Source organism: Vibrio sp. 10N.222.54.A3 (genome assembly GCF_041474095.1).
GTDB lineage: Bacteria > Pseudomonadota > Gammaproteobacteria > Enterobacterales > Vibrionaceae > Vibrio > Vibrio crassostreae_C.
In genome coordinates, this window is sequence record NZ_JBFRTN010000041.1 from 60,902 (window position 1) to 82,735 (window position 21,834).

Genomic DNA, 21,834 nt, shown 5'->3' on the forward strand with positions numbered 1-21,834 from the left:
TCGCTACTCGCTACTCGCTTAGTGCGGATCTTCCGACCAACCATCGCTATCTGACATATCTGGTGCGCCAGCGATGCTGTTCTCTTCGTCTGCCCATTCACCGAAATCAATCATCTGACATTGCTTGCTGCAAAACGGGCGGTGCGGGCTTTGTTCGCCCCATTCAACGTCAGCATTACATTGAGGGCATTTAACGATGGTGATTTTCTTCGACATAGTGATTCTTAATTTGAAGGTGTAATAATAGTGAGTTTAGGCTCGAGTGAGGGCTCAAGCCAAACTATAAAAGGAAATTAATTAGGTGCAGATTGCCAATTCAAATTCGATGTCTTGAGTACAGGCTTGCCCAGTTTCAAAGCTCATGAACTTAACAGCAAAGCGGTTCTTGTGACCGGAGATCATCGGGTAGGCACCGTATTGCATCGGAATAGAAAGACGAAGGATATTCGCTTCATCGGCATCGCTCTGGAAGAAGCCAGCACGAGCGATTTTCTCTTTGAAGTGACCCGTCTCTCTGGTGAGCTTCAACCACAGTGTTAGCGCTTCATACAGAGGCTGTAAGCTGTCCATCCAAGCTTTAGCATCTCGCATTCTCTTATCAAGAGGAAGGTGCAGCCAATAATGCAGTGCCGGTAAATCAAAGCAGCATGAGCCACCTGGAAGATTAAAGCGCTGGCGAATCGCACTCAGGAAGCGGTCTTCTTTAAGTGATTGGCCAAAACGTTCTGCCTGCATCAGATCACGATAGATGTTACCAATGTCATTAAGTAGTGATGTCAGCATCTCTTGATCGACACCTTCAACATCCAACCAGCTTTTGTAGGTTACACGTTGCTTCTCAATATCTTTTGCGAGTTCGCTCTTGAGTTGGATCTGTTCGAAGATTTCAATCAGATCAAAGATGGAACGGAAAAAGAGTTGATACTGTTGAGCATCGGAAAATGTAGAAGACAAGTGTAGCTGCCTCAAGAGCGATTCGACTCTTAAGTAGATGCGTGTTTTCTCATTTAGAGGATGTTCAAATTTATGGGTGATCATCGAGCAAACCTTCATTCAACATTGTTCTATTCTGACCCATCTACAGCACTGATTGCCAGATACTTTTGATGTAAATCTGTGATTTGAGGCAAAAGTTCTTGGTTTTTAGTATGGTTTTTAATCACGTCATCTGCAACTGCTAAGCGTTGTTCTCTTGAAGCCTGTGATTTTAAAATTGATGCAACTTGTTCCCTAGAAACATTGTCACGACTCATCGTACGTTCTATTTGAACTTCTGCTGGCACATCAACAATTAATACGCGATCGGCCATGCCTTGCATTTGGTTTTCCACCAATAGCGGTGCAACTAATAAACCATACGGGGATGTGATTTTAGACAGGTCACTGTCAATTTTGTCACGGATCATGGGATGAAGAAGATCATTGAGCCACTGCTTTTCTTTAGGATCTGAGAAGATCAGCTCACGCAGCCTACTTCGGTTGAGTGTTCCATCGTCAAGCAAGATAGACTCACCAAAGTGTTCTGTAATCTGTTTTAAGCCAACACTGCCCAGCGCAACCACTTCACGTGCCACGATATCAGCATCAACAATATCTATATTAAAATGCTCATTGAACAGGTTAGCGACCGTAGTTTTGCCACTGGCGATACCACCGCTTAATCCGATAATGATTGCCATGGTTAAATTCCTAGTACAGAAGTGAAATACCAACCCATGATGTCGTTACCCCACATCAAGCTTACCCAACCCGCAATCGCAAGGTAGGGCCCAAATGGAAAGGCTTTATCGATGCCTTGCTGTTTCAAGCGAAGTTGAATCAAACCAAACACAAGGCCAACAAGCGAAGATAAAAGGATGATCATCGGTAGGTGCTGCCAACCAAGCCATGCGCCAAGCGCAGCCAGGAGTTTGAAGTCACCGTAACCCATGCCTTCTTTGCCTGTCAGTAGTTTGAACAACCAATAAACAGACCACAGAGCCAGGTAGCCAGCCATTGCGCCAACCACAGAATCTTGCAGCGATACTGGGCTGATATTAAACAATGCTAAAGCGATACCGGACCATACTAAAGGCAAGGTGATTTGATCGGGCAGTAGCATGGTATCGAGATCGATAAAGGTCGCGGTAATCAGTGCGAAGGTGAAAAAAATCAAAGCAATGGCGTAGTAACTGAAACCAAAGTGGCTAGCAACCATTGTGCAAAGTATTGCGGTAAGCAGTTCGACCAAAGGGTAGCGAGCACTGATTGGATTAGCACAGCTATGGCACTTACCCTTTAAGAACAACCAGCTTAAGACTGGGATATTGTCGACGATTCTTAATTGGGTTTTGCACTTCGGGCAGGTAGAGCGAGGAATGCTGAGGTTGAACTTTCCCTCTGGCGCTGGAATTTTATATTGAGAGAAATATTCCGAGCACTCTTGTTGCCATTCACGCTCCATCATAATTGGCAAACGGTGTATGACTACGTTGAGGAAGCTGCCGATAAGAAGGCTAAAAATGAAAGCTAATACGGGGAATAGCCAAGGATAGTAGTGAAATACTTCCATAGTGTCCTTTACCACTTAATCAAGGTGAGCAGAGATTGTTGCTCATGGGTGTTTAGTTGCTTTTAACTATCCTAACACACTCATAAGATTAAAGATCGGTAAGTACATCGCAACCACAAGCCCGCCAACAACTGTCCCTAAAAATACGATGATCAGTGGCTCTAGAATCTTGCCTAAATTGTCGACGGTGTTGTCGACTTCAAACTCGTAAATGGAGGCTACTTTATTGAGCATATCATCAAGGTTTCCTGACTCTTCACCGATCATCACCATCTGTAACACCATTTCAGGAAAGGCGTTGGTATTGCGCATTGCGATATACATTGGCATGCCAGCAGCCGTTTCTCGGTGAACCTCAATGATGGCCGATTCATAATGCAGGTTGCCTGCGGTTTTGGCTGTGGTTTTAAGGCTCATTAAAATCGGAATGCCAGAACTAAAGCTGGTTGATAAGGTTCGGCTGAATTTGGCAATAGAGGCTTTGGCTAATACGCCACCAAGAACAGGAAAGCGTAATCCTAGCCGACTAACAGACAGTTTGATCGAGTAGGAACGCTGACACAGTTGGTAAATAATCAGGACAACAAGCCCTATGCCTACGGCAGTATAAAAGCTGTAAGCCTGCATCCAATGGGAAAGGTAGAGTACTTGTTGAGTGAACCAAGGCAGGTCGGCGCCAAAGCCGGAAAACATCGACTCAAACTCTGGAATCACCATGGTCAGCATTAAGTAGGAAACGGTAAGGGCGACCGCTACAACCATTGCTGGGTAGATGAGAGCCTTTATAACCTTGGATTTTAGTTGCTCACTCTTTTCACGATAGGTCGCCAAGCGTTCAAATACTTGTGCAAGGTTACCGGAGAGCTCGCCTGTCGCGACCAAATCAGTGTATAGGTCATCAAAGTGACGACTTGCGGTTCGCATCGCTTTTGAGATTGGCGTTCCGGCTTCTACACCTTTGCAGATATGCGATAGAATCGATTTCATTTCAGCTTTGCGGTGATTGTCTGACACCAACTTGATGGCTTGCACGATCGGCACACCAGTCGCCAACATGGTAGCCAGTTGGCGAGTTAAAATAGTGATGTCTTTGGCTTTGACTCTATGGGTTAAACGAGTGACGGCTGAAATACTCTTCTTTTTGATTTTCTTAATCTGAATATGCTGTTCTTTGAGCTTTTCTCGTACTTCCAACTCGGTGAGCGCTAACGTTTGCCCAGACACTTTTTTGCCTGAGCTGTTAATGCCTTTCCAGTGATAGCTTTTTAATTGTGATTGTTTGGACTTGCTACTCATTGGTGCTCCATTGGTTTATATGTACAGAACACGTTGCAGTTCTTGATAGCTGGTGGTGCCTTCAAGCAACTTATCTAACCCTGACTCTTGCAGAGTTCTCATGCCTTCTCGACGTGCCAAGTTTTCAATGGCTAACGCGTTCGGTTTGTCGATCAGGCTGCTTTTCAGTTGTTCGCTAAACGGCATCACTTCATAGATACCCACTCGCCCCGAATAACCCTGATTACACTCATTGCAACCTTGAGGACTCGCTTTGTAGATGGTTTGGCTGTTAGGAATCGAGTGACGCAGAAATATGCCTGGTGAATCGTCAGTTTCTTTGCAGTGGTTGCACAATCGTCTTGCCAGTCGTTGGGCGATAATCAAACTCAATGATGAAGCGAGGTTAAAGGGTTCTATCCCCATATGAGCGAGTCGAGTGACGGTTTCTGCGGCGGAATTAGTGTGCAGTGTCGAAAGCACTAAGTGACCGGTTTGCGATGCTTTGATCGCGATTTCTGCGGTTTCCAAGTCGCGGATCTCTCCAACCATCACAACATCAGGATCTTGTCGTAAAAATGATCGCAGTGCTTCAGCAAACCCAAAGCCGATCTTAGGTGTTACTTGTACTTGGTTGATACCACACAGGTTAATTTCCACCGGATCTTCGGCTGTTGAGATGTTGCGTTCCGTAGTGTTGAGCACGCGAAGGCCAGTATAAAGGGAGACGGTTTTTCCGCTGCCGGTTGGCCCTGTCATTAAGATCATCCCTTGTGGGCGCTTCAGGGCATTAAGATAGAGGGCTTTTTGATCGTCGCTGTAACCAAGCTTGTCGATATCGAGATTGGCCGCACTGCTATCGAGCAGCCTCAATACGATCTTTTCCCCCCACAAAGTCGGTAGCGTTGATACACGCATATCAATTGCCAAGTCGTTATTTAGACGCAGTTTAATACGACCATCTTGAGGCAAGCGACGCTCCGCAATATCAAGCTTGGCGAGAATCTTCAAGCGAGCAGATAACCGGCGACTTAAATGAGAGGCGGGCTGTTGGATCTCGACAAGGATGCCATCGCAACGCAGGCGCACGCGATAGTGCTCTTCGTAAGGTTCAAAATGAATATCTGATGCACCTTTGCGTACCGCATCGACCAATATCTGATTGATAAATCTGCTGACAGGGGAATCGTCTTGACTGAGATCTTCTATCGACGCTATCTCGTCGTCAGACACCTCAACGAGATTGGCGAGTTCATCTTGAGTGATTTCTTTGCGGTTAGAATCTTGTCCGGAAATGGAGCGGCCATACAGCTTTCTTATTGCGCCTTCTAATTCAGAGTAGTTAGCGACAACGAGTTCGATCTGCAATCCTGTCGCAAATCGAAAATCATCTTCAGCTTGCAAGTCGGTCGGATCGGCAGAGGCGAGAGTTAGGGTGGAGCTAGAGGCTGAAATCGGGATAGCACGGTACTTGGTAATTAGTTCACGAAGCCCTAATTGGTCACATAAGGCTTCGTAATCAACATTAGCAAGTTGTAATAACGGTAAGCCGAAGATGGTTTTAATGTTGTTTGCTAAGGAATCGCCTGTGAATAACTCAAGAATGAGTAAAGCCTCAGGTGTCGAAATACCTGAAGCTTGTACATGTTCCGCCACGGCTTGTTCTTGAGTCAGGCTAAGTAAACCAGCCTGACGAAGAACGGTTGGGAGGTTGGTGAGTCCCAAATTAGTTGCAGCCTTCTATTGAAGGGATTGCGCTTGAGGCTGATAGTGAACATGACCAACCAGTATCTGCACTCCTTGTCATGGTCATACTGTCACCATCAAGGCTACCGTCTACAAACGAAAATGAAATGGTAGTTCCTGAAGCTGAGATAGTCCCTAGAGTGTTTGAGCTAGCTGAAATCCCCAATGCACTAACGCCGCCACTAATGCTGCCTTCCTCTTGGATTAGTAATTCAGCTGGTGTAATTAGTGCTTTTAGTGTTGCTAATGCTGAAGATGCTTGGCTTTTTGATACATAGTCTTTGTAAGCAGGTACAGCAATAGCTGATAAAGCACCAATAATCGCCACCACAATCATCAATTCAATCAGCGTAAAGCCTTTCTGATTTGTTCTTTTACTTTTGTTATTCATTGTCTAATTCCATTCTTTAGTTTGTTTCAGTGCAGGCACTGGTTGATGGAAAGAATAGAAGTTGAGATGGGGGAGTGGAATGGTGTTCAGGTGTGGTCGCGAGTGGTTTTGTATTTATTGGTGTAGTGTTTCATATAGCAGGCAAAATTATGCGATCAGCTTAAATAACTGCTTGAAATACTGATAATTCAGGCAATAACAAAGGCACCTTTATCAACAGTGCCTTTACAGAAATTAATTATTATTCAGTCAATTACGCTTTGAATCTCATTGATAGATCCATTGCTTTTAGGTGCTTAGTCAGCGCACCTACCGAGATGTAATCAACACCCGTTTCAGCGAACTCTGCGATAGTGTCTAATGTGACGTTACCTGAGTTTTCTAATGCAGCGCGGCCCGCATTGATTTTAACCGCTTCACGCATCATGTCTGTGGTGAAGTTATCTAGCATGATGATGTCTGCGCCAGCGCTGATCGCTTGCTCTAGCTCTTCTAGGCTTTCGGTTTCCACTTCTACTGGCTTTCCTGGGTTCAGCTCTTTTGCAGTAGAGATAGCCTTCTCAATGCCACCACAAGCGATGATGTGGTTTTCTTTGATTAGGTAAGCATCGAACACACCGATACGGTGATTGAAACCGCCACCACAAGCCACCGCGTATTTCAGTGCGCTGCGTAGGCCAGGAATCGTTTTACGTGTATCTAACAAGCGGCATTCGGTGTGTTTGATTTTGTCTGCGTAGATAGCTGTAGTAGTCGCACAGCCAGATAGCGTTTGAATGAAGTTCATTGCGTTACGCTCACCCGTTAATAGCGCGCGTGCTGGGCCAGTTAGGGTGCAAAGTGTTTGGTTTGGTTCAACCTTGTCGCCATCTTCTACATTCCACTCGATAGTCACTTCACCGCCCAATTGCTTAAACACTTCATCAGCCCAAGCTTTACCACAGAACACGCCGTGCTCACGGGTAATGATGGTTGCACTGTTGATTGCGTCTGCAGGGATTAGACTTGCCGTAATATCAGCCGCTGGATCTAACGTACCACCTAGATCTTCTTTGATAGTCTCGGCTACTGCACGAGTGATCTCTAGAGGCAGTTGCTCTTTTAAGTAGTCAAGGCGTTGGTGGCTGTTATGTGTGTTTTTCATCGCAAATCTAATCTTGAAAGGGAGTGGGAATGGAATGATACTCTTGCTTAACTTCAAATTAAAGAGGCTAGCGCGACTGCTCTATGGGCAAGGTCACATCTTATTGTGCTAGCAGAAAAGAAAGTGAGACCAAGATGACGATCAGCTCCAACGGATGGTACGACAACGCTCGGCATGTTCCTTCTCCGTATTTTGATGCTCGACCGAGTGCCGACGATATCTCTCTGCTGGTGGTTCACAACATTAGCTTGCCTCCGGGTCAATTTGGTGGGCCTTACATAGAACTGTTTTTTACGGGCAAACTCGACCCGAAGGAACACCCGTTTTTTAAGGTGATTCACCAAATGGGCGTGTCGGCGCACTGTTTGATTCGTCGCGATGGGGAAGTGGTGCAGTTCGTTTCTTTCTTAGACCGAGCTTGGCATGCGGGTCAATCGAGCTTCGCTGGCCGTGAAAGATGTAATGACTACTCTATTGGCATTGAACTGGAAGGCAGTGACTTTGTTGCTTATACCGAGCAGCAATACCAATCTTTGGCTCAATTAACGGAGACATTGGTGTCGAACTTCCCGCAGATTACGCGTCAGCGTATCACTGGCCATCAATACATCGCTCCGCTACGAAAGACTGACCCCGGTTTGGTTTTTGATTGGAAGAAATATCAAGGCCAACTGAGTTTCTAAATCCGAATTCACAACAAGACTCTGCTCATTGAAGGGCTCTAGATAATCAACGATGAGCATAATTGTTTGTGAATTTTTGTTGTGCTTTTGTAAAGGAAGTGGTCGGACGGGGAGCATCAATAAATCGAGAGTGTGACGAGCTTATCAAACACTCATTTATTAAAACTTATGAACAGAATTTCCACCCTAAATGTGCGCTTGGTTCGATTTTTAAACGAGTGACACTAATCTTTCTGAAACAATTCATTTTTATCCTGAAACTTTCTAGCACGAACACTCCCCAAAAGTATTACCCCTGTAAATGGTAAGACCAATTTGGTTGCTGTTTTAAATTTCATTTGTTAAATCATGGTTAATTCACGCTGTATTCTATGATGCAGGTCAATTTTAGGCTGGACAGTGGCGTTTTAATTATGTTAATTTCTGCCCAACTTAAAATTGGTATTACCAATTGTCAGCGAAGAAAAAGAAGAACAACAAACTATGGCTTATCAAAGGATTCGTCAGCCAAAACTCTCCGATGTTATCGAACAAGAGTTAGAAAGGTTGATAGTGGAAGGAACACTGGCTCCAGGGCAGCAGCTGCCGCCTGAGCGCGAACTGGCGAAACAGTTCGATGTGTCTCGTCCTTCGATCCGAGAAGCGATACAACGTTTAGAAGCAAAACGCTTGCTTACTCGCCGTCAAGGTGGAGGTACGTTTGTTAGCGAAAATATCTGGAAAAGCTTTTCAGATCCTTTGCTTAATTTGTTGTCGTCCCATTCTGAAACCCAACTAGACTTGTTGGAATCGCGTCATGCGATGGAAGGGATTTCGGCTTACTTCGCGGCATTGCGTGGAACTGATGAAGACTTTACTCGAATTCAAGCATGCCAAGAAAAAATTCGCGGTGCGCAAGATAAGGGTGATATTGAAGCCGAATCTGCAGCAGTGATGGCTTTTCTTATTGCTTTAACAGAGGCAGCGCACAATGTGGTGTTATTGCACATTGTTCGTAGCTTGGCTCCGTTACTCGAACAAAATGTCTTAGAAAATTTAAAGCTGTTGCATCGTCGTAAAGACGTTGTGGAGAAAGTGAGTATACATCGAGCTAATATCGTAGATGCGATCGTTTCTGGCCAGCCTGAGAAGGCGCGTGAAATGTCACACTCTCATTTAGCTTACATCGAAGAAACATTGCTGGATTTGACGAAGGAAGAGTCGCGCCGCGAACGTTCTCTACGTCGAATTCAACAGGGTAAATAGCCGTAATACTTCGGCTTTTTACGTGTTTAGTAGAATCCAACTAACAAAAAGGATAGATCGCCATGTCTGACATGAAGCATGACGTTGATGCTCTGGAAACTCAAGATTGGTTAGAAGCTCTTGAGTCAGTAGTACGTGAAGAAGGTGTAGAACGTGCACAGTTTTTACTAGAACAAGTTCTAGATAAAGCGCGTTTAGATGGTGTTGATATGGCTACAGGCATCAACACAAACTACATCAACACAATTCCAGCAGCACAAGAGCCAGCTTACCCTGGTGACGTAACTCTTGAGCGTCGTATTCGTTCGATTATTCGCTGGAACGCAATCATGATCGTATTGCGTGCTTCTAAGAAAGACCTAGACCTTGGTGGTCACATGGCTTCTTACCAGTCAGCAGCAGCGTTCTACGAAGTATGTTTCAACCACTTCTTCCGTGCTCCAAACGAGACAGACGGTGGCGATCTAGTTTACTACCAAGGTCACATCTCTCCAGGTATCTACTCTCGTGCATTCGTTGAAGGTCGTCTAACTGAAGAACAGCTAGATAACTTCCGTCAAGAAGTTGATGGTAAAGGTATCCCTTCTTACCCGCACCCGAAACTGATGCCTGAGTTCTGGCAGTTCCCGACAGTATCTATGGGTCTTGGCCCTATCTCTGCTATCTACCAAGCGCGCTTCCTTAAGTACCTTGACGGCCGTGGCCTGAAAGAAACTTCAGCGCAACGCGTATACGCGTTCCTAGGTGACGGTGAGATGGATGAGCCAGAATCACGTGGTGCTATCTCTTTCGCTGCGCGTGAGAAGCTAGACAACCTATGTTTCCTAATCAACTGTAACCTACAGCGTCTAGACGGCCCTGTAATGGGTAACGGTAGCATCATCCAAGAACTTGAAGGCCTATTCAAAGGTGCAGGTTGGAACGTTGTTAAAGTTATCTGGGGTAGCAACTGGGATTCTCTACTAGCTAAAGACACTACTGGTAAGCTTCTTCAACTAATGAACGAAACTATCGATGGTGACTACCAAACATTCAAATCTAAAGATGGCGCATACGTACGTGAGCACTTCTTTGGTAAGTACCCAGAAACAGCTGCACTAGTTGCAGACATGACTGATGACGAAATCTTCGCTCTTAAGCGTGGTGGTCACGATTCTTCTAAACTGTTTGCTGCATTCAACAATGCTAAAGAGACAAACGGTAAGCCAACTGTAATCCTAGCTAAGACTGTTAAAGGTTACGGCATGGGTGATGCAGCTGAAGGTAAGAACATTGCACACGGTGTTAAGAAAATGGACATGACTCATGTTCAACACCTACGTGATCGCCTAGGCCTACAAGACATCCTTTCAGATGAGAAGATCGCTGAACTTCCTTACCTGAAATTGGAAGAAGGTACGCCTGAGTACGAATACATGCACGCTCGTCGTAACGCTCTACACGGTTACACACCTGCACGTCTTCCTAAGTTTACTCAAGAGTTCAAGGTTCCTGAGCTAGACGCATTCGCACCTCTACTAGGTGAACAGAAGCGTGATATCTCTACAACTATGGCTTATGTACGTACGCTAAACATCCTTCTTAAAGATAAGAACATTGGTAAGAACATCGTTCCTATCATCTGTGATGAAGCTCGTACATTCGGTATGGAAGGTCTATTCCGTCAGGTTGGTATCTACAACCCACACGGTCAAGAATACACACCTGAAGATAAAGGCATCGTTTCTTACTACAAAGAAGCAACATCTGGTCAAGTTCTTCAAGAAGGTATCAACGAGCTAGGTTCTATGGCTTCATGGGTTGCAGCGGCAACTTCATACAGCACGAACGACCTACCAATGATCCCGTTCTACATCTACTACTCTATGTTCGGTTTCCAACGTATTGGTGACATGGCATGGCTAGCAGGTGACCAACAAGCTCGCGGCTTCCTACTAGGTGCTACAGCTGGTCGTACAACACTGAACGGTGAAGGTCTACAGCACGAAGATGGTCACTCGCACATCCAAGCGAACACTATCCCGAACTGTATCTCTTACGATCCAACATTCGCTTACGAGCTAGCAGTAATCATGCAAGACGGTATCCGTCGCATGTACGGCCCTGAGCAAGAGAACGTTTACTACTACCTAACAGTAATGAACGAGAACTACGCAATGCCAGCAATGCCAGAAGGCGCTGAAGAAGGCATCCGTAAGGGTATCTACAAGCTTGAATCTCACGCTGGTGCTAAGGGCAAAGTTCAACTAATGAGCTCTGGTACTATCATGAACGAAGCGCGTAAAGCGGCTGAAATTCTAAGCGAAGAGTACGGCGTAGCATCTGACGTATTCTCTGTAACGTCGTTCAACGAACTAACTCGTGACGGCCAAGCGGTAGAGCGTGACAACATGCTTCACCCAGAAGCTGAAGAGAAAGTACCGTACATCACAACTGTACTTGGTAAAGAACCTGCAATCGCAGTGACTGACTACATGAAGAACTACGCTGAGCAAGTACGTGCTTACATGCCAAGCGAGTCTTACAAAGTACTTGGTACTGATGGTTTCGGCCGTTCTGACAGCCGTGCAAACCTACGTCGTCACTTCGAAGTTAACGCTGGCTACATCGTAGTTGCAGCTCTAACTGAACTGGCTAAACGTGGTGACATCGAGAAATCTGTAGTTGTTGAAGCAATTGCTAAATTCGATATCGACACTGAAAAAACTAACCCGCAATACGCATAAGACTGGCATTAAGGTAGGTAAATACAATGACAATCGAAATTAATGTACCAGACATCGGTGCTGACGAGGTTGAAGTAACTGAGATTCTTGTAAACGTTGGCGACAAGGTTGAAGAAGAGCAGTCACTGATCACTGTTGAAGGCGACAAAGCTTCAATGGAAGTTCCTGCGTCTCAAGCGGGTATCGTTAAAGAAATCAAAGTAGCGGAAGGCGATTCTGTTTCTACTGGTTCTCTTATCATGATCTTTGAAGAGGCAGGCTCTCCTGCGGAAGGTGCTGCAGCAGCACCGGCTGCTCCAGCAGTTGAAGCGGCGGCACCAGTTGCAGCTGCTCCTGCAACGGCAGCTGAGCTTAAAGAAGTTCACGTTCCTGACATCGGCGGTGATGAAGTTGAAGTAACTGAAATCATGGTTGCAATCGGTGATGCAGTAGAAGAAGAGCAATCTCTTCTTACTGTTGAAGGCGACAAGGCTTCTATGGAAGTTCCTGCACCATTCGCTGGTATCGTTAAAGAAATCAAGATCGCTTCTGGTGATTCAGTTTCTACTGGTTCTCTAGTAATGGTATTCGAAGTGGCTGGTTCAGCACCTGCAGCAGCTCCGGCTCCTGCGGCGGCAGCACCAGTTGCAGCTGCTCCAGCAGCATCTGCTGAGAAAGAAGTAAACGTTCCTGATATCGGTGGTGACGAAGTAGAAGTTACTGAAATCATGGTAGCGGTTGGCGATACAGTAGAAGAAGAGCAATCTCTAATTACTGTTGAAGGCGACAAAGCTTCAATGGAAGTTCCTGCACCATTCGCTGGTACAGTAAAAGAAATCAAGATTGCAGCTGGCGACAAAGTGTCAACTGGCTCTCTAATCATGACTTTCGTCGTGGCCGGCACTCCGGTTGAAGGCGCAGCTCCTGCTCCTGTTGCAGCACCTGCACAAGCAGCAGCTCCAGCGGCGGCACCTGCTCCTAAAGCAGAAGCACCTGCAGCGGCTCCAGCAGCAGCTGGCGACTTCCAAGAGAACGGTGACTACGCGCACGCTTCTCCAGTAGTTCGTCGTCTAGCTCGTGAATTTGGCGTTAACCTTTCTAAGGTTAAAGGTACTGGTCGTAAGAGCCGTATCCTTAAAGAAGACGTTCAGTCTTACGTTAAAGATGCACTTAAGCGTCTTGAGTCTGGTGCAGCTGCATCTGGCAAAGGCGGCGACGGTTCTGCTCTTGGTCTACTACCATGGCCAAAAGTTGACTTCAGCAAGTTCGGCGAAACTGAAGTTCAGAAGCTTTCTAAGATTAAGAAGATCTCTGGCGCTAACCTGCACCGTAACTGGGTAATGATCCCTCACGTTACACAATGGGACAACGCAGACATCACTGAGCTAGAAGCATTCCGTAAAGAACAGAACGCAATCGAAGCGAAGAAAGACACTGGCATGAAGATCACTCCACTTGTGTTCATCATGAAAGCTGTCGCTAAAGCGCTAGAAGCATTCCCAGCGTTTAACTCTTCTCTTTCTGAAGATGGCGAAAGCATCATTCTTAAGAAGTACGTAAACGTGGGTATCGCTGTTGATACACCAAACGGTCTAGTTGTTCCTGTCTTCAAAGACGTGAACAAGAAAGGCATTTACGAGCTATCAGAAGAGCTAATGGCTGTTTCTAAGAAAGCACGTTCTGGTAAGCTAACAGCGGCAGACATGCAAGGCGGTTGTTTCACAATCTCTAGCCTTGGTGGTATTGGCGGTACTGCATTTACTCCAATCGTAAATGCTCCAGAAGTAGGTATCCTAGGTGTATCTAAGTCTGAAATTAAGCCAGTTTGGAATGGTAAAGAGTTCCAACCACGTCTACAGCTTCCACTGTCTCTATCATACGACCACCGTGTGATCGATGGTGCTGAAGGTGCACGCTTCATTACTTTCCTAAACAGCGCACTATCTGACATTCGTCGTCTAGTACTGTAATTGAGAAAGTAATTATTAAGGTGACTTTCGGGTCACCTTAATTCTTTATATAAAGACTATTTTTAGACAACAGTTTCCTGCATTTCTCATAATCTGATGGGGAATTGTTGTCTAGCTCACAGGCTAACTTAAAGCTACTTTCACACTGTTAACATCTCTGTAAAATGTTTCCTGTTTGAAAGCCCAATAATTTTAAGAACATCTACTCAGCCTGTTAGGGATAATGACTACAAGAGGTCACAATGAGCAAAGAAATTAAAGCCCAAGTTGTTGTACTTGGTTCAGGTCCTGCTGGTTACTCAGCGGCATTCCGTTGTGCGGATTTAGGTCTAGAAACAGTACTAGTTGAACGTTACAGCACTCTTGGTGGTGTATGTCTAAACGTTGGTTGTATTCCATCAAAAGCACTTCTTCACGTTTCTAAAGTAATCGAAGAAGCTAAAGCGATGGCAGAGCACGGCGTTGTATTCGGCGAGCCACAAACGGACATCAACAAGATCCGTATCTGGAAAGAAAAAGTAGTTGATCAACTAACTGGCGGTCTTGGCGGTATGGCTAAGATGCGTAACGTTACTGTTGTTAACGGTTTCGGTAAGTTCACTGGTCCTAACAGCATTCTTGTTGAAGGCGAAGGCGAAGCAACAACTGTTAACTTCGACAACGCAATCATTGCTGCGGGTTCTCGCCCAATCAAACTTCCTTTCATTCCACATGAAGACCCACGTATTTGGGATTCTACGGATGCACTTGAGCTGAAAGAAGTTCCTGAAAAACTGCTTATCATGGGCGGTGGTATCATCGGTCTTGAAATGGGTACGGTTTACCACTCTCTAGGTTCTAAAGTAGACGTAGTTGAGATGTTCGACCAAGTTATCCCTGCTGCGGATAAAGACATCGTTAAAGTCTTCACTAAGCGTATCAAGAACAAGTTCAAGCTAATGCTTGAGACTAAAGTAACTGCAGTTGAAGCGAAAGAAGACGGTATCTACGTTTCAATGGAAGGCAAGAAAGCACCAGCTGAAGCTGAGCGCTACGATGCTGTTCTTGTTGCTATCGGTCGTGTTCCAAACGGTGCACTTATCGATGCTGAAAAAGCAGGTATCGAAGTTGACGAGCGTGGCTTCATCAACGTTGATAAGCAAATGCGTACAAACGTTCCTCACATCCACGCGATCGGTGACGTTGTTGGTCAACCAATGCTTGCTCACAAAGGTGTGCATGAAGGTCACGTAGCTGCTGAAGTTATCTCTGGTAAGAAGCACTACTTCGACCCTAAAGTAATCCCATCAATTGCGTACACTGAGCCGGAAGTTGCTTGGGTAGGTAAGACTGAGAAAGAAGCGAAAGCGGAAGGCCTAAACTACGAAGTGGCGACTTTCCCTTGGGCTGCTTCTGGTCGTGCAATCGCTTCTGACTGTGCAGATGGTATGACTAAGATGATCTTCGATAAAGATACTCATCGCGTAATCGGTGGTGCTGTTGTTGGTACTAACGGTGGTGAGCTTCTTGGTGAAATCGGCCTAGCAATCGAAATGGGTTGTGACGCAGAAGATATCGCTCTTACTATCCACGCTCACCCAACTCTACACGAGTCTGTTGGTCTTGCTGCGGAAGTATTCGAAGGTTCAATCACTGACCTTCCAAACAAGAAAGCAGTGAAAAAGAAGAAGTAATTCTCCTTTAGCCACTCGCTAATGTTTTTAAAAACCGCTGATTGGTCAGCGGTTTTTTTATGTCTGAGGTAAAGAGCAGTAACGTTTCACTTCGAGATGCGAGTACGCTGCGCTCCGGGATACGAAGAGCGAGTGCTAAAAACAAAAAAGGATTGACGCAATACGCCAATCCCTAAATTTTTTTCGAAGACCGAATTTCAAATCTATTTATAAATGCACAGCATGTTCAAATAGCTATCCGTTAAGCTTGAAAGCTCTTCTGGCGTTTCTACACGTTTCGCTTGGATGAATAGCGAGTAGCAAATGCCGTGGAATAGATTCGCTAGATGTTTAGGGTCGTGATCGTCACAGACTTCGCTGCGTTCAATCGCTTTGCTAAACATGTTTTGTACTAACATTTGGTTAGTGCGGTTCGTTGTTACGAATAGCGGCCATACTTCATCACGAGTCGAAGCGCTCCATTCGAACCATACATTTAACCAATGGCTATCTTGAGCCACTAACGTCACCATTTCAGTCGCAATATTATGTAGGTTTTGTTTTGCGTGAATATCCAGATCGATATTGTCTGAAAGGAAGTTAGAGAATTGGCGTACAACGTGATTTAGTACTTCATCAACCAGATCTTCACGGGTTGGGAAGTAGTTAAATACCGTTGCGACAGACACCTGAGCGATGTCTGCAATATCAGCGTGTCCACCACGACCGATGCCGCGGCGAGAGAATACCTCAAGAGCGATTTCCATCAATTGAAGTTTTCTTTTTAAAGGTGAAAGCCTAGTTCTAGGTCTCTTAGATATTGAGTCCATTTTATTTTCCTTGCCAACGAAATTTTTATATTAATGATTTTATTATTATTTAAGCCAAGATGAGTGTAATGGTGCATATGCGAATGGTCAATCCTTTGAGCTTATTTAATAGACAGTTACATCAAACTTGATACATAAAGCGTGATCCACATTGATGTGAAAGGAGGCGACTATCAGACAAGGCACAAGTGCACATTTCATTGATAATCTCACAGTAAATTGGAACCATAAGGTGGTGTGGGTATTTGAGCAGTGCTAGACTTACGCACAAATTGAGCGGCACCCATGGCATAACTGTCTACACTTGTCGCAATCACCAAACAAAATGAGAGCAGTATGAAGCATACAGTTGAAGTCATGATCTCTGAGCAAGAAGTTCAGGATCGAGTGAACGAACTAGGCAAACAGATCACGGAACACTACCAAGGCAGTGAAGATCTGGTTTTAGTTGGCTTATTACGTGGATCGTTTGTCTTTATGGCGGATCTTGCTCGTGCTATCGATTTAACTCACCAAGTTGATTTCATGACTGCGTCTAGCTACGGCAACAGCATGGAAAGCTCACGTGATGTTCGTATTTTGAAAGACCTAGATGACGACATCCAAGGTAAAGACGTTCTACTTGTAGAGGATATTATCGATACAGGTAACACGCTGACTAAAGTAAAAGAGATTCTGAGCCTTCGTGGTCCTAAGTCTATCGAGATTTGTACGCTACTAGATAAGCCTTCACGTCGTGAAGTTGAAGTTGATACGAAGTGGATTGGTTTCGAAATCCCAGACGAGTTCGTTGTTGGTGTAGGTATCGACTACGCTCAAAAATATCGTCACCTACCGTACATCGGTAAGGTAGTACCTCAAGAGTAATCATTACGCTTGTGGTTTAGAAGTCATTAAAAAGCCCGCTTGATGCGGGCTTTTTGTATATATGACGGAATGGGTTAGCTTTGTTGACTAAGAAGAGGCGTCGTTAAGATCTTGTTTAATGCATCTAAGTGACTGTTCTCTAAAGTATCGTTACTTGAGCAACGTACGCCAAGGTCCTGTAGCTTGCCATCGCCAATACCATAAACCACACCATGGATTTCAACGTCTTGGCCACGCTCCCACGCATTTTGCATAATGGTTGAGTTACCTAGGTTATAAACCTGTTCTGCGACGTTAATTTCGCATAACTTGTCACCCCATTGCTCACGAGGAAGCCCCTCGATTTGCTTGCGGTATTTTAGGTAATTGTCACGGATGTGCAGTAACCAGTTGTTGATAAGACCAAGTTTAGGGTTATCAATCGCCGCGTTAACACCGCCACAACCGTAGTGACCACAGACAATAATGTGTTTCACTTTAAGCACATCTACTGCGTACTGAACAACAGATAGACAGTTTAGGTCTGTATGAACCACTTGGTTGGCCACGTTTCGGTGAACAAACAGTTCTCCAGAATATAAGCCAGTCAGGCGCTCGGCTGGAACTCGGCTATCTGAACAACCTATCCATAGAAAACCAGGGCTTTGACCCTCTTCAAGCGTTGTAAAATACTCAGGTCTTTCAGAGCGAATTTCTTCAGACCATTTGGAATTGTTCTCAAAAAGCTGTTTTATTTCTGGCATCTTGCTTCTTACATCCCTCAATTAAGATGCTTAACTATACACAATGTTACAAATTCAATCTCGTAAAAACTGCGTCAAAATGTACTCATCTGACGTGTTCTAGTAAGGAAAATCATAAACTTAGCCCACTATCAATAATCCGGTTATAAGACATGAATAATGTGATTGAATTAACACTTTCTGAACACTTGATACATTTGCTAAAGTGATAAGGTTTGTCATTTCATCATCAGGAAGGTGTGTTTTGTTTGGAAGTCGTTTTACGGATATCAATCTCAAAGGGGATATGTTTGGCGGTGTAACTACAGCCATCATCTCATTACCTTTAGCATTGGCATTTGGTGTTGCTTCTGGTGCGGGCGCGGAAGCTGGCCTCTGGGGCGCCATCATGGTTGGCCTATTTGCGGCATTGTTTGGTGGCTCGAGCAGCCTGATCTCTGAACCGACCGGCCCGATGACGGTGATCATGACAGCCGTAATGACCAGCATGGTCGCGAAGTATCCTGAAACTGGCATGGCAATGACCTTTACCGTGGTAATGATGGCAGGTGCTTTTCAGATATTACTCGGTACATTAAAGCTCGGAAAATACGTGACTTTGATGCCATATAGCGTGATCTCCGGATTTATGTCGGGTATTGGCGTTATTCTGATTATCTTGCAGCTGTCTCCATTGTTAGGACATGCCGCTCCATCTGGTGGGGTGATGGGGACGCTTTCTGCGCTGCCTGATACGCTCGCAAACCTAAAAGTGAGCGAACTGTTTTTAGGTGCTTTGACGCTCGGTATTCTTTTTGGCTTCCCCGCTAAGTATCGTAAGTATGTACCTGCACAACTTGTCGCTTTGGTTGCTGTGACACTCTTGTCCGTCATTATTTTTGATACCGACTCTATTCGCCGTATTGGTGAAATTCCAGCTGGTTTACCTTCTCTCGTTATCCCTACGATCAGCGCTGAACAGTTCACGACCATGGTTATCGATGCCTTGGTGCTTGGTACTTTAGGTTGTATTGATACGCTTTTGACCGCGGTTATCGGAGATTCACTGACTCGTAAAGAGCATGACTCAGACAAAGAGCTTCGTGGCCAAGGCATTGCCAATATGATCTCTGGCCTGTTTGGTGCGCTACCTGGCGCGGGCGCTACTATGGGTACCGTAACCAATATTCAGGTGGGAGCGCGTTCTCCGCTTTCGGGAGTTATTCGAGCTTTAGTGCTTGCGTTAGTGGTATTGGTTGCGGGTGGCTTAACAGAACCGATCCCTATGGCTGTGCTGGCTGGTATCGCGATGTATGTTGGTTTCAATATCCTAGATTGGAGTTTTATCCAGCGCGCGCACAAGGTTAGCTATGCCGGCATGGGTGTGATGTACGGCGTGATGCTACTGACTGTGTTTGTCGACTTGATTATTGCTGTTGGACTGGGCGTGTTTATCTCGAACATTCTGATTATTGAAAGATTGAGCCGAGAGCAAGCCAGACAAGTTAAGGCGATCAGTGATGGTGATGATGAAGACGATATCCCATTGACTGATAGCGAACGTCAGTTACTCGATAGTGCCAATGGTAAGGTGTTGTTCTTCTATCTTTCAGGGCCGATGATATTCAGCGTTTCAAAGGCGATTTCACGTCAGCACTCAAGTATCTCTGACTATGAAGCGATGATTCTAGACCTGACAGATGTCCCTATGATTGATGTCACTGTTGGCCTTGCGCTAGAGAATGCGATTAAAGATGCATTGGATGCGCAGTGTGAGGTGTACCTGCTGTGTCCTAATGAGAATACTCGTCAGCAACTAGAGAAGTTCCACGTGATTGACCTAGTACCTGAATCCAACACTTATCGATTCAGATATGAAGCCCTGACGGCAGCAACAAGCTATGTCGACAGAGATGAGCATCAATTTGAGTCAGTTTAATTTTTCAGTAATAAGCTGATATTAATGACCTGATATGAATAATCTAATATGAATAAGCCATAGACGCTCACTTCAAGACTGATCATTAATGCCGTTAAGTGAATCACTTAGCGGCATTTTTATATTTATTGAACGTTGATTTAGTCTTCACGTAGCCAAGACGCTTATTTGTTTTCGAAAGAAACTCTCACACGATATTTGTATTCATCGTCAATCAACGATAAACTTGTTCGCAAAATGGCCGAGTAAACAAATCTTGGGTTAGCTTTCAGCTAGTTCGTTTTAAGCATTACTCTCTTCCTCAAGCTCGGCCGTCTACATCTTATCTATAGCAAATGGCAGTCTATCTCTATGTATGCATTAGAAATTGAGCAATTAAGAAAAACTTATGCTGGGGGCTTCGAGGCTCTTAAGGGCGTTAGTTTACAAGTAGAAAAAGGCGACTTTTACGCACTACTTGGTCCCAATGGTGCGGGTAAATCAACCACCATTGGTGTTATCTCTTCACTGGTAAATAAAACGTCAGGCAAGGTTAAAGTGTTCGGCTACGACATTGATACCGATCTGGAATTGGCGAAGCAGAACTTAGGCCTTGTGCCTCAAGAGTTTAACTTTAACCCGTTTGAAACCGTTGAACAGATCGTGCTGCAACAAGCGGGTTATTACGGCGTGCCAAAAGCATTAGCGAAAGAGCGAGCGAAAAAGTACCTATCTCAACTCGATCTGTGGGAAAAGCGTGGCGAACGCGCGCGTAACTTGTCTGGTGGTATGAAGCGTCGTTTGATGATCGCGCGTGCATTGATGCATGAACCTCATTTGTTGATCCTTGATGAACCGACAGCAGGCGTTGATATTGAACTACGTCGTTCAATGTGGGAATTCCTAAAAGAGATCAATGAGAAGCAGGGCATTACCATTATCTTGACCACGCACTACCTAGAAGAAGCAGAAATGCTGTGTCGCAACATTGGTATCATCAATCGCGGTGAGCTGATTGAGAACACAACAATGAAAGCGCTGTTGGGCAAATTGAGTGCTGAGACCTTTATTCTGGATCTGGAAGAGGGCACGACTGAACCTAAGCTTGAAGGCGTGAATAGCCAAGTGATGGTCAATGGCTCGCTAGAAATCGAAATCGACAAGAACCTAGGTTTGAATACCATCTTTGCTCAATTGAGCGAGCAACAGGTTAAAGTCCTCTCTATGCGTAACAAAGCAAACCGTCTAGAAGAGCTATTTGTGAGTATCGTCCGTGAGGGGAGTAAATAATATGTACAGCCTATATTGGACCGCTTTCTGCAGTTTGTTGACCAAAGAGATCAATCGCTTTACTCGTATCTGGGTGCAGACTCTGGTGCCGCCAGCGATTACCATGACGCTTTACTTCATCATCTTCGGTAACCTGATTGGTGCGCGTATTGGTGAAATGAACGGCTTTAGCTACATGGAATACATTGTTCCCGGTCTGATCATGATGTCGGTGATCACCAACTCATATTCCAACGTTGCTTCATCGTTCTTTAGTGCCAAGTTCCAGAAGAACATTGAAGAGCTGCTTGTAGCGCCTGTTCCTAACTACGTGATTATCGCCGGCTTCGTAATGGGTGGTGTGGTTCGTGGCTTGTTAGTGGGTACCATAGTAACCTTCGTGTCGTTGTTCTTTGTCGACTTACAAGTTGACCATTGGGGCGTGATCATTGCGACGGTATTTTTAACGTCGGTAGTATTCGCTTTGGGTGGCTTGATTAACGCGGTATTCGCACGCACGTTTGATGATATCTCTATTATCCCAACCTTTATCTTAACGCCGCTGACGTACCTTGGTGGTGTGTTCTACTCGATCAGTCTATTGCCTGAATTCTGGCAAGGTGTATCGAAGTTGAACCCTATCGTGTACATGGTTAACGCGTTCAGATATGGCTTCTTGGGTGTGTCTGATGTGGGGATCGTGACGTCGTTTGGCGTACTAGGTGTGTTTATCGTGCTGTTGTATGGCATTGCACACTACCTAGTGACAAAGGGTATTGGCTTACGTAGCTAACCTTTGGTTCATCTAAGTAACAGGTAAAGAAAAAGGTCGATATAACATCGACCTTTTTTTGTTGTGCGCCGAG

The 21,834-nt window shown here is 45.1% G+C and carries 19 protein-coding genes; 9 read left to right on the forward strand and 10 right to left on the reverse strand.

The features are described 5' to 3' along the window. Window positions 1-18 precede the first annotated feature (18 nt). The 8 genes from yacG to nadC form a co-directional block, all read right to left on the reverse strand. Window positions 19-216 (reverse strand): DNA gyrase inhibitor YacG, encoded by a 198-nt coding sequence (yacG, locus tag AB4507_RS09855; protein WP_004735515.1) that lies wholly within the window; start codon window positions 214-216, stop codon window positions 19-21. An 81-nt stretch (window positions 217-297) separates the two neighbouring features. After that, window positions 298-1,038 carry a cell division protein ZapD gene (zapD, locus tag AB4507_RS09860; protein WP_017068873.1) on the reverse strand — a complete coding sequence of 247 codons (741 nt, stop codon included), beginning with the start codon at window positions 1,036-1,038 and terminating at the stop codon, window positions 298-300. A 26-nt stretch (window positions 1,039-1,064) separates the two neighbouring features. Next, window positions 1,065-1,679, reverse strand: coding sequence for a dephospho-CoA kinase (gene coaE / locus AB4507_RS09865; RefSeq protein ID WP_017058946.1), 615 nt, complete (start codon window positions 1,677-1,679; stop codon window positions 1,065-1,067). A gap of 2 nt (window positions 1,680-1,681) precedes the next feature. Continuing rightward, window positions 1,682-2,551, reverse strand: coding sequence for an A24 family peptidase (locus AB4507_RS09870; protein WP_017058945.1), 870 nt, complete (start codon window positions 2,549-2,551; stop codon window positions 1,682-1,684). Window positions 2,552-2,617: 66 nt separating this feature from the next. Then, window positions 2,618-3,847, reverse strand: coding sequence for a type II secretion system F family protein (locus AB4507_RS09875; protein WP_102319882.1), 1,230 nt, complete (start codon window positions 3,845-3,847; stop codon window positions 2,618-2,620). 15 nt (window positions 3,848-3,862) lie between these two features. Further along, entirely contained in the window at window positions 3,863-5,551 is a 1,689-nt protein-coding gene (gene pilB, locus AB4507_RS09880; protein ID WP_372182581.1) for a type IV-A pilus assembly ATPase PilB, read from the reverse strand. 1 nt (window position 5,552) lies between these two features. Further along, window positions 5,553-5,963, reverse strand: coding sequence for a pilin (locus AB4507_RS09885; RefSeq protein ID WP_102398315.1), 411 nt, complete (start codon window positions 5,961-5,963; stop codon window positions 5,553-5,555). Between the two features lie 253 nt (window positions 5,964-6,216). Beyond that, on the reverse strand, window positions 6,217-7,107 hold the full coding sequence (gene nadC, locus AB4507_RS09890; protein WP_017065901.1) for a carboxylating nicotinate-nucleotide diphosphorylase: 891 nt from the start codon (window positions 7,105-7,107) through the stop codon (window positions 6,217-6,219). Between the two features lie 83 nt (window positions 7,108-7,190). Here nadC and ampD point away from each other — a divergent pair, with 83 nt between their 5' ends. From ampD to lpdA, 5 genes are all read left to right on the forward strand, one after another. After that, window positions 7,191-7,790 (forward strand): 1,6-anhydro-N-acetylmuramyl-L-alanine amidase AmpD, encoded by a 600-nt coding sequence (gene ampD / locus AB4507_RS09895; RefSeq protein ID WP_229647631.1) that lies wholly within the window; start codon window positions 7,191-7,193, stop codon window positions 7,788-7,790. A 483-nt stretch (window positions 7,791-8,273) separates the two neighbouring features. After that, on the forward strand, window positions 8,274-9,035 hold the full coding sequence (gene pdhR / locus AB4507_RS09900; RefSeq protein ID WP_372182583.1) for a pyruvate dehydrogenase complex transcriptional repressor PdhR: 762 nt from the start codon (window positions 8,274-8,276) through the stop codon (window positions 9,033-9,035). 62 nt (window positions 9,036-9,097) lie between these two features. Continuing rightward, window positions 9,098-11,761: a pyruvate dehydrogenase (acetyl-transferring), homodimeric type gene (aceE, locus tag AB4507_RS09905; protein WP_136981622.1), complete on the forward strand. Its 2,664-nt coding sequence runs from the start codon at window positions 9,098-9,100 to the stop codon at window positions 11,759-11,761. Between the two features lie 26 nt (window positions 11,762-11,787). Then, window positions 11,788-13,710 (forward strand): pyruvate dehydrogenase complex dihydrolipoyllysine-residue acetyltransferase, encoded by a 1,923-nt coding sequence (gene aceF / locus AB4507_RS09910; RefSeq protein WP_372182585.1) that lies wholly within the window; start codon window positions 11,788-11,790, stop codon window positions 13,708-13,710. 242 nt (window positions 13,711-13,952) lie between these two features. Continuing rightward, window positions 13,953-15,383 (forward strand): dihydrolipoyl dehydrogenase, encoded by a 1,431-nt coding sequence (gene lpdA / locus AB4507_RS09915; protein ID WP_102319887.1) that lies wholly within the window; start codon window positions 13,953-13,955, stop codon window positions 15,381-15,383. Between the two features lie 203 nt (window positions 15,384-15,586). Here the strand turns inward: lpdA and AB4507_RS09920 are convergent, their stop codons facing one another. Next, window positions 15,587-16,192, reverse strand: coding sequence for a LuxR/HapR/OpaR family quorum-sensing transcriptional regulator (locus tag AB4507_RS09920; RefSeq protein WP_102319888.1), 606 nt, complete (start codon window positions 16,190-16,192; stop codon window positions 15,587-15,589). Window positions 16,193-16,528: 336 nt separating this feature from the next. Between AB4507_RS09920 and hpt the strand changes: the two genes are divergently transcribed. Next, window positions 16,529-17,059, forward strand: a complete 531-nt coding sequence (hpt, locus tag AB4507_RS09925) for a hypoxanthine phosphoribosyltransferase (protein ID WP_061032638.1) — start codon at window positions 16,529-16,531, stop codon at window positions 17,057-17,059. A gap of 74 nt (window positions 17,060-17,133) precedes the next feature. Here the strand turns inward: hpt and can are convergent, their stop codons facing one another. Next, window positions 17,134-17,802: a carbonate dehydratase gene (can, locus tag AB4507_RS09930; protein WP_017063246.1), complete on the reverse strand. Its 669-nt coding sequence runs from the start codon at window positions 17,800-17,802 to the stop codon at window positions 17,134-17,136. A 286-nt stretch (window positions 17,803-18,088) separates the two neighbouring features. Between can and AB4507_RS09935 the strand changes: the two genes are divergently transcribed. The 3 genes from AB4507_RS09935 to AB4507_RS09945 all read left to right on the forward strand — a co-directional run bounded on the left by AB4507_RS09935 (window position 18,089) and on the right by AB4507_RS09945 (window position 21,761). Further along, a complete protein-coding gene (locus tag AB4507_RS09935; protein ID WP_017063247.1) occupies window positions 18,089-19,720 on the forward strand; it encodes a SulP family inorganic anion transporter in 1,632 nt (543 codons plus the stop codon). A gap of 351 nt (window positions 19,721-20,071) precedes the next feature. Continuing rightward, on the forward strand, window positions 20,072-20,989 hold the full coding sequence (locus AB4507_RS09940; protein WP_017059435.1) for an ABC transporter ATP-binding protein: 918 nt from the start codon (window positions 20,072-20,074) through the stop codon (window positions 20,987-20,989). A 1-nt stretch (window position 20,990) separates the two neighbouring features. Further along, the gene (locus tag AB4507_RS09945; RefSeq protein WP_010435987.1) at window positions 20,991-21,761 is read left to right on the forward strand and encodes an ABC transporter permease; all 771 of its coding nucleotides are present in this window, start codon (window positions 20,991-20,993) and stop codon (window positions 21,759-21,761) included. The last annotated feature ends 73 nt before the right edge of the window (window positions 21,762-21,834 follow it).

Bases quoted from the DNA above. Each gene is read 5' to 3' on its own strand.
- aceE (WP_136981622.1), top strand. From the start codon at position 9,098: ATGTCTGACATGAAGCATGACGTTGATGCTCTGGAAACTCAAGATTGG.
- AB4507_RS09935 (WP_017063247.1), top strand. From the start codon at position 18,089: ATGTTTGGCGGTGTAACTACAGCCATCATCTCATTACCTTTAGCATTG.
- aceF (WP_372182585.1), top strand. From the start codon at position 11,788: ATGACAATCGAAATTAATGTACCAGACATCGGTGCTGACGAGGTTGAA.
- ampD (WP_229647631.1), top strand. From the start codon at position 7,191: ATGGGCAAGGTCACATCTTATTGTGCTAGCAGAAAAGAAAGTGAGACC.
- hpt (WP_061032638.1), top strand. From the start codon at position 16,529: ATGAAGCATACAGTTGAAGTCATGATCTCTGAGCAAGAAGTTCAGGAT.
- AB4507_RS09875 (WP_102319882.1), bottom strand. From the start codon at position 3,847: ATGAGTAGCAAGTCCAAACAATCACAATTAAAAAGCTATCACTGGAAA.
- AB4507_RS09945 (WP_010435987.1), top strand. From the start codon at position 20,991: ATGTACAGCCTATATTGGACCGCTTTCTGCAGTTTGTTGACCAAAGAG.
- can (WP_017063246.1), bottom strand. From the start codon at position 17,802: ATGCCAGAAATAAAACAGCTTTTTGAGAACAATTCCAAATGGTCTGAA.
- coaE (WP_017058946.1), bottom strand. From the start codon at position 1,679: ATGGCAATCATTATCGGATTAAGCGGTGGTATCGCCAGTGGCAAAACT.
- yacG (WP_004735515.1), bottom strand. From the start codon at position 216: ATGTCGAAGAAAATCACCATCGTTAAATGCCCTCAATGTAATGCTGAC.
- AB4507_RS09940 (WP_017059435.1), top strand. From the start codon at position 20,072: ATGTATGCATTAGAAATTGAGCAATTAAGAAAAACTTATGCTGGGGGC.
- AB4507_RS09870 (WP_017058945.1), bottom strand. From the start codon at position 2,551: ATGGAAGTATTTCACTACTATCCTTGGCTATTCCCCGTATTAGCTTTC.
- lpdA (WP_102319887.1), top strand. From the start codon at position 13,953: ATGAGCAAAGAAATTAAAGCCCAAGTTGTTGTACTTGGTTCAGGTCCT.
- AB4507_RS09920 (WP_102319888.1), bottom strand. From the start codon at position 16,192: ATGGACTCAATATCTAAGAGACCTAGAACTAGGCTTTCACCTTTAAAA.
- zapD (WP_017068873.1), bottom strand. From the start codon at position 1,038: ATGATCACCCATAAATTTGAACATCCTCTAAATGAGAAAACACGCATC.
- nadC (WP_017065901.1), bottom strand. From the start codon at position 7,107: ATGAAAAACACACATAACAGCCACCAACGCCTTGACTACTTAAAAGAG.
- AB4507_RS09885 (WP_102398315.1), bottom strand. From the start codon at position 5,963: ATGAATAACAAAAGTAAAAGAACAAATCAGAAAGGCTTTACGCTGATT.
- pdhR (WP_372182583.1), top strand. From the start codon at position 8,274: ATGGCTTATCAAAGGATTCGTCAGCCAAAACTCTCCGATGTTATCGAA.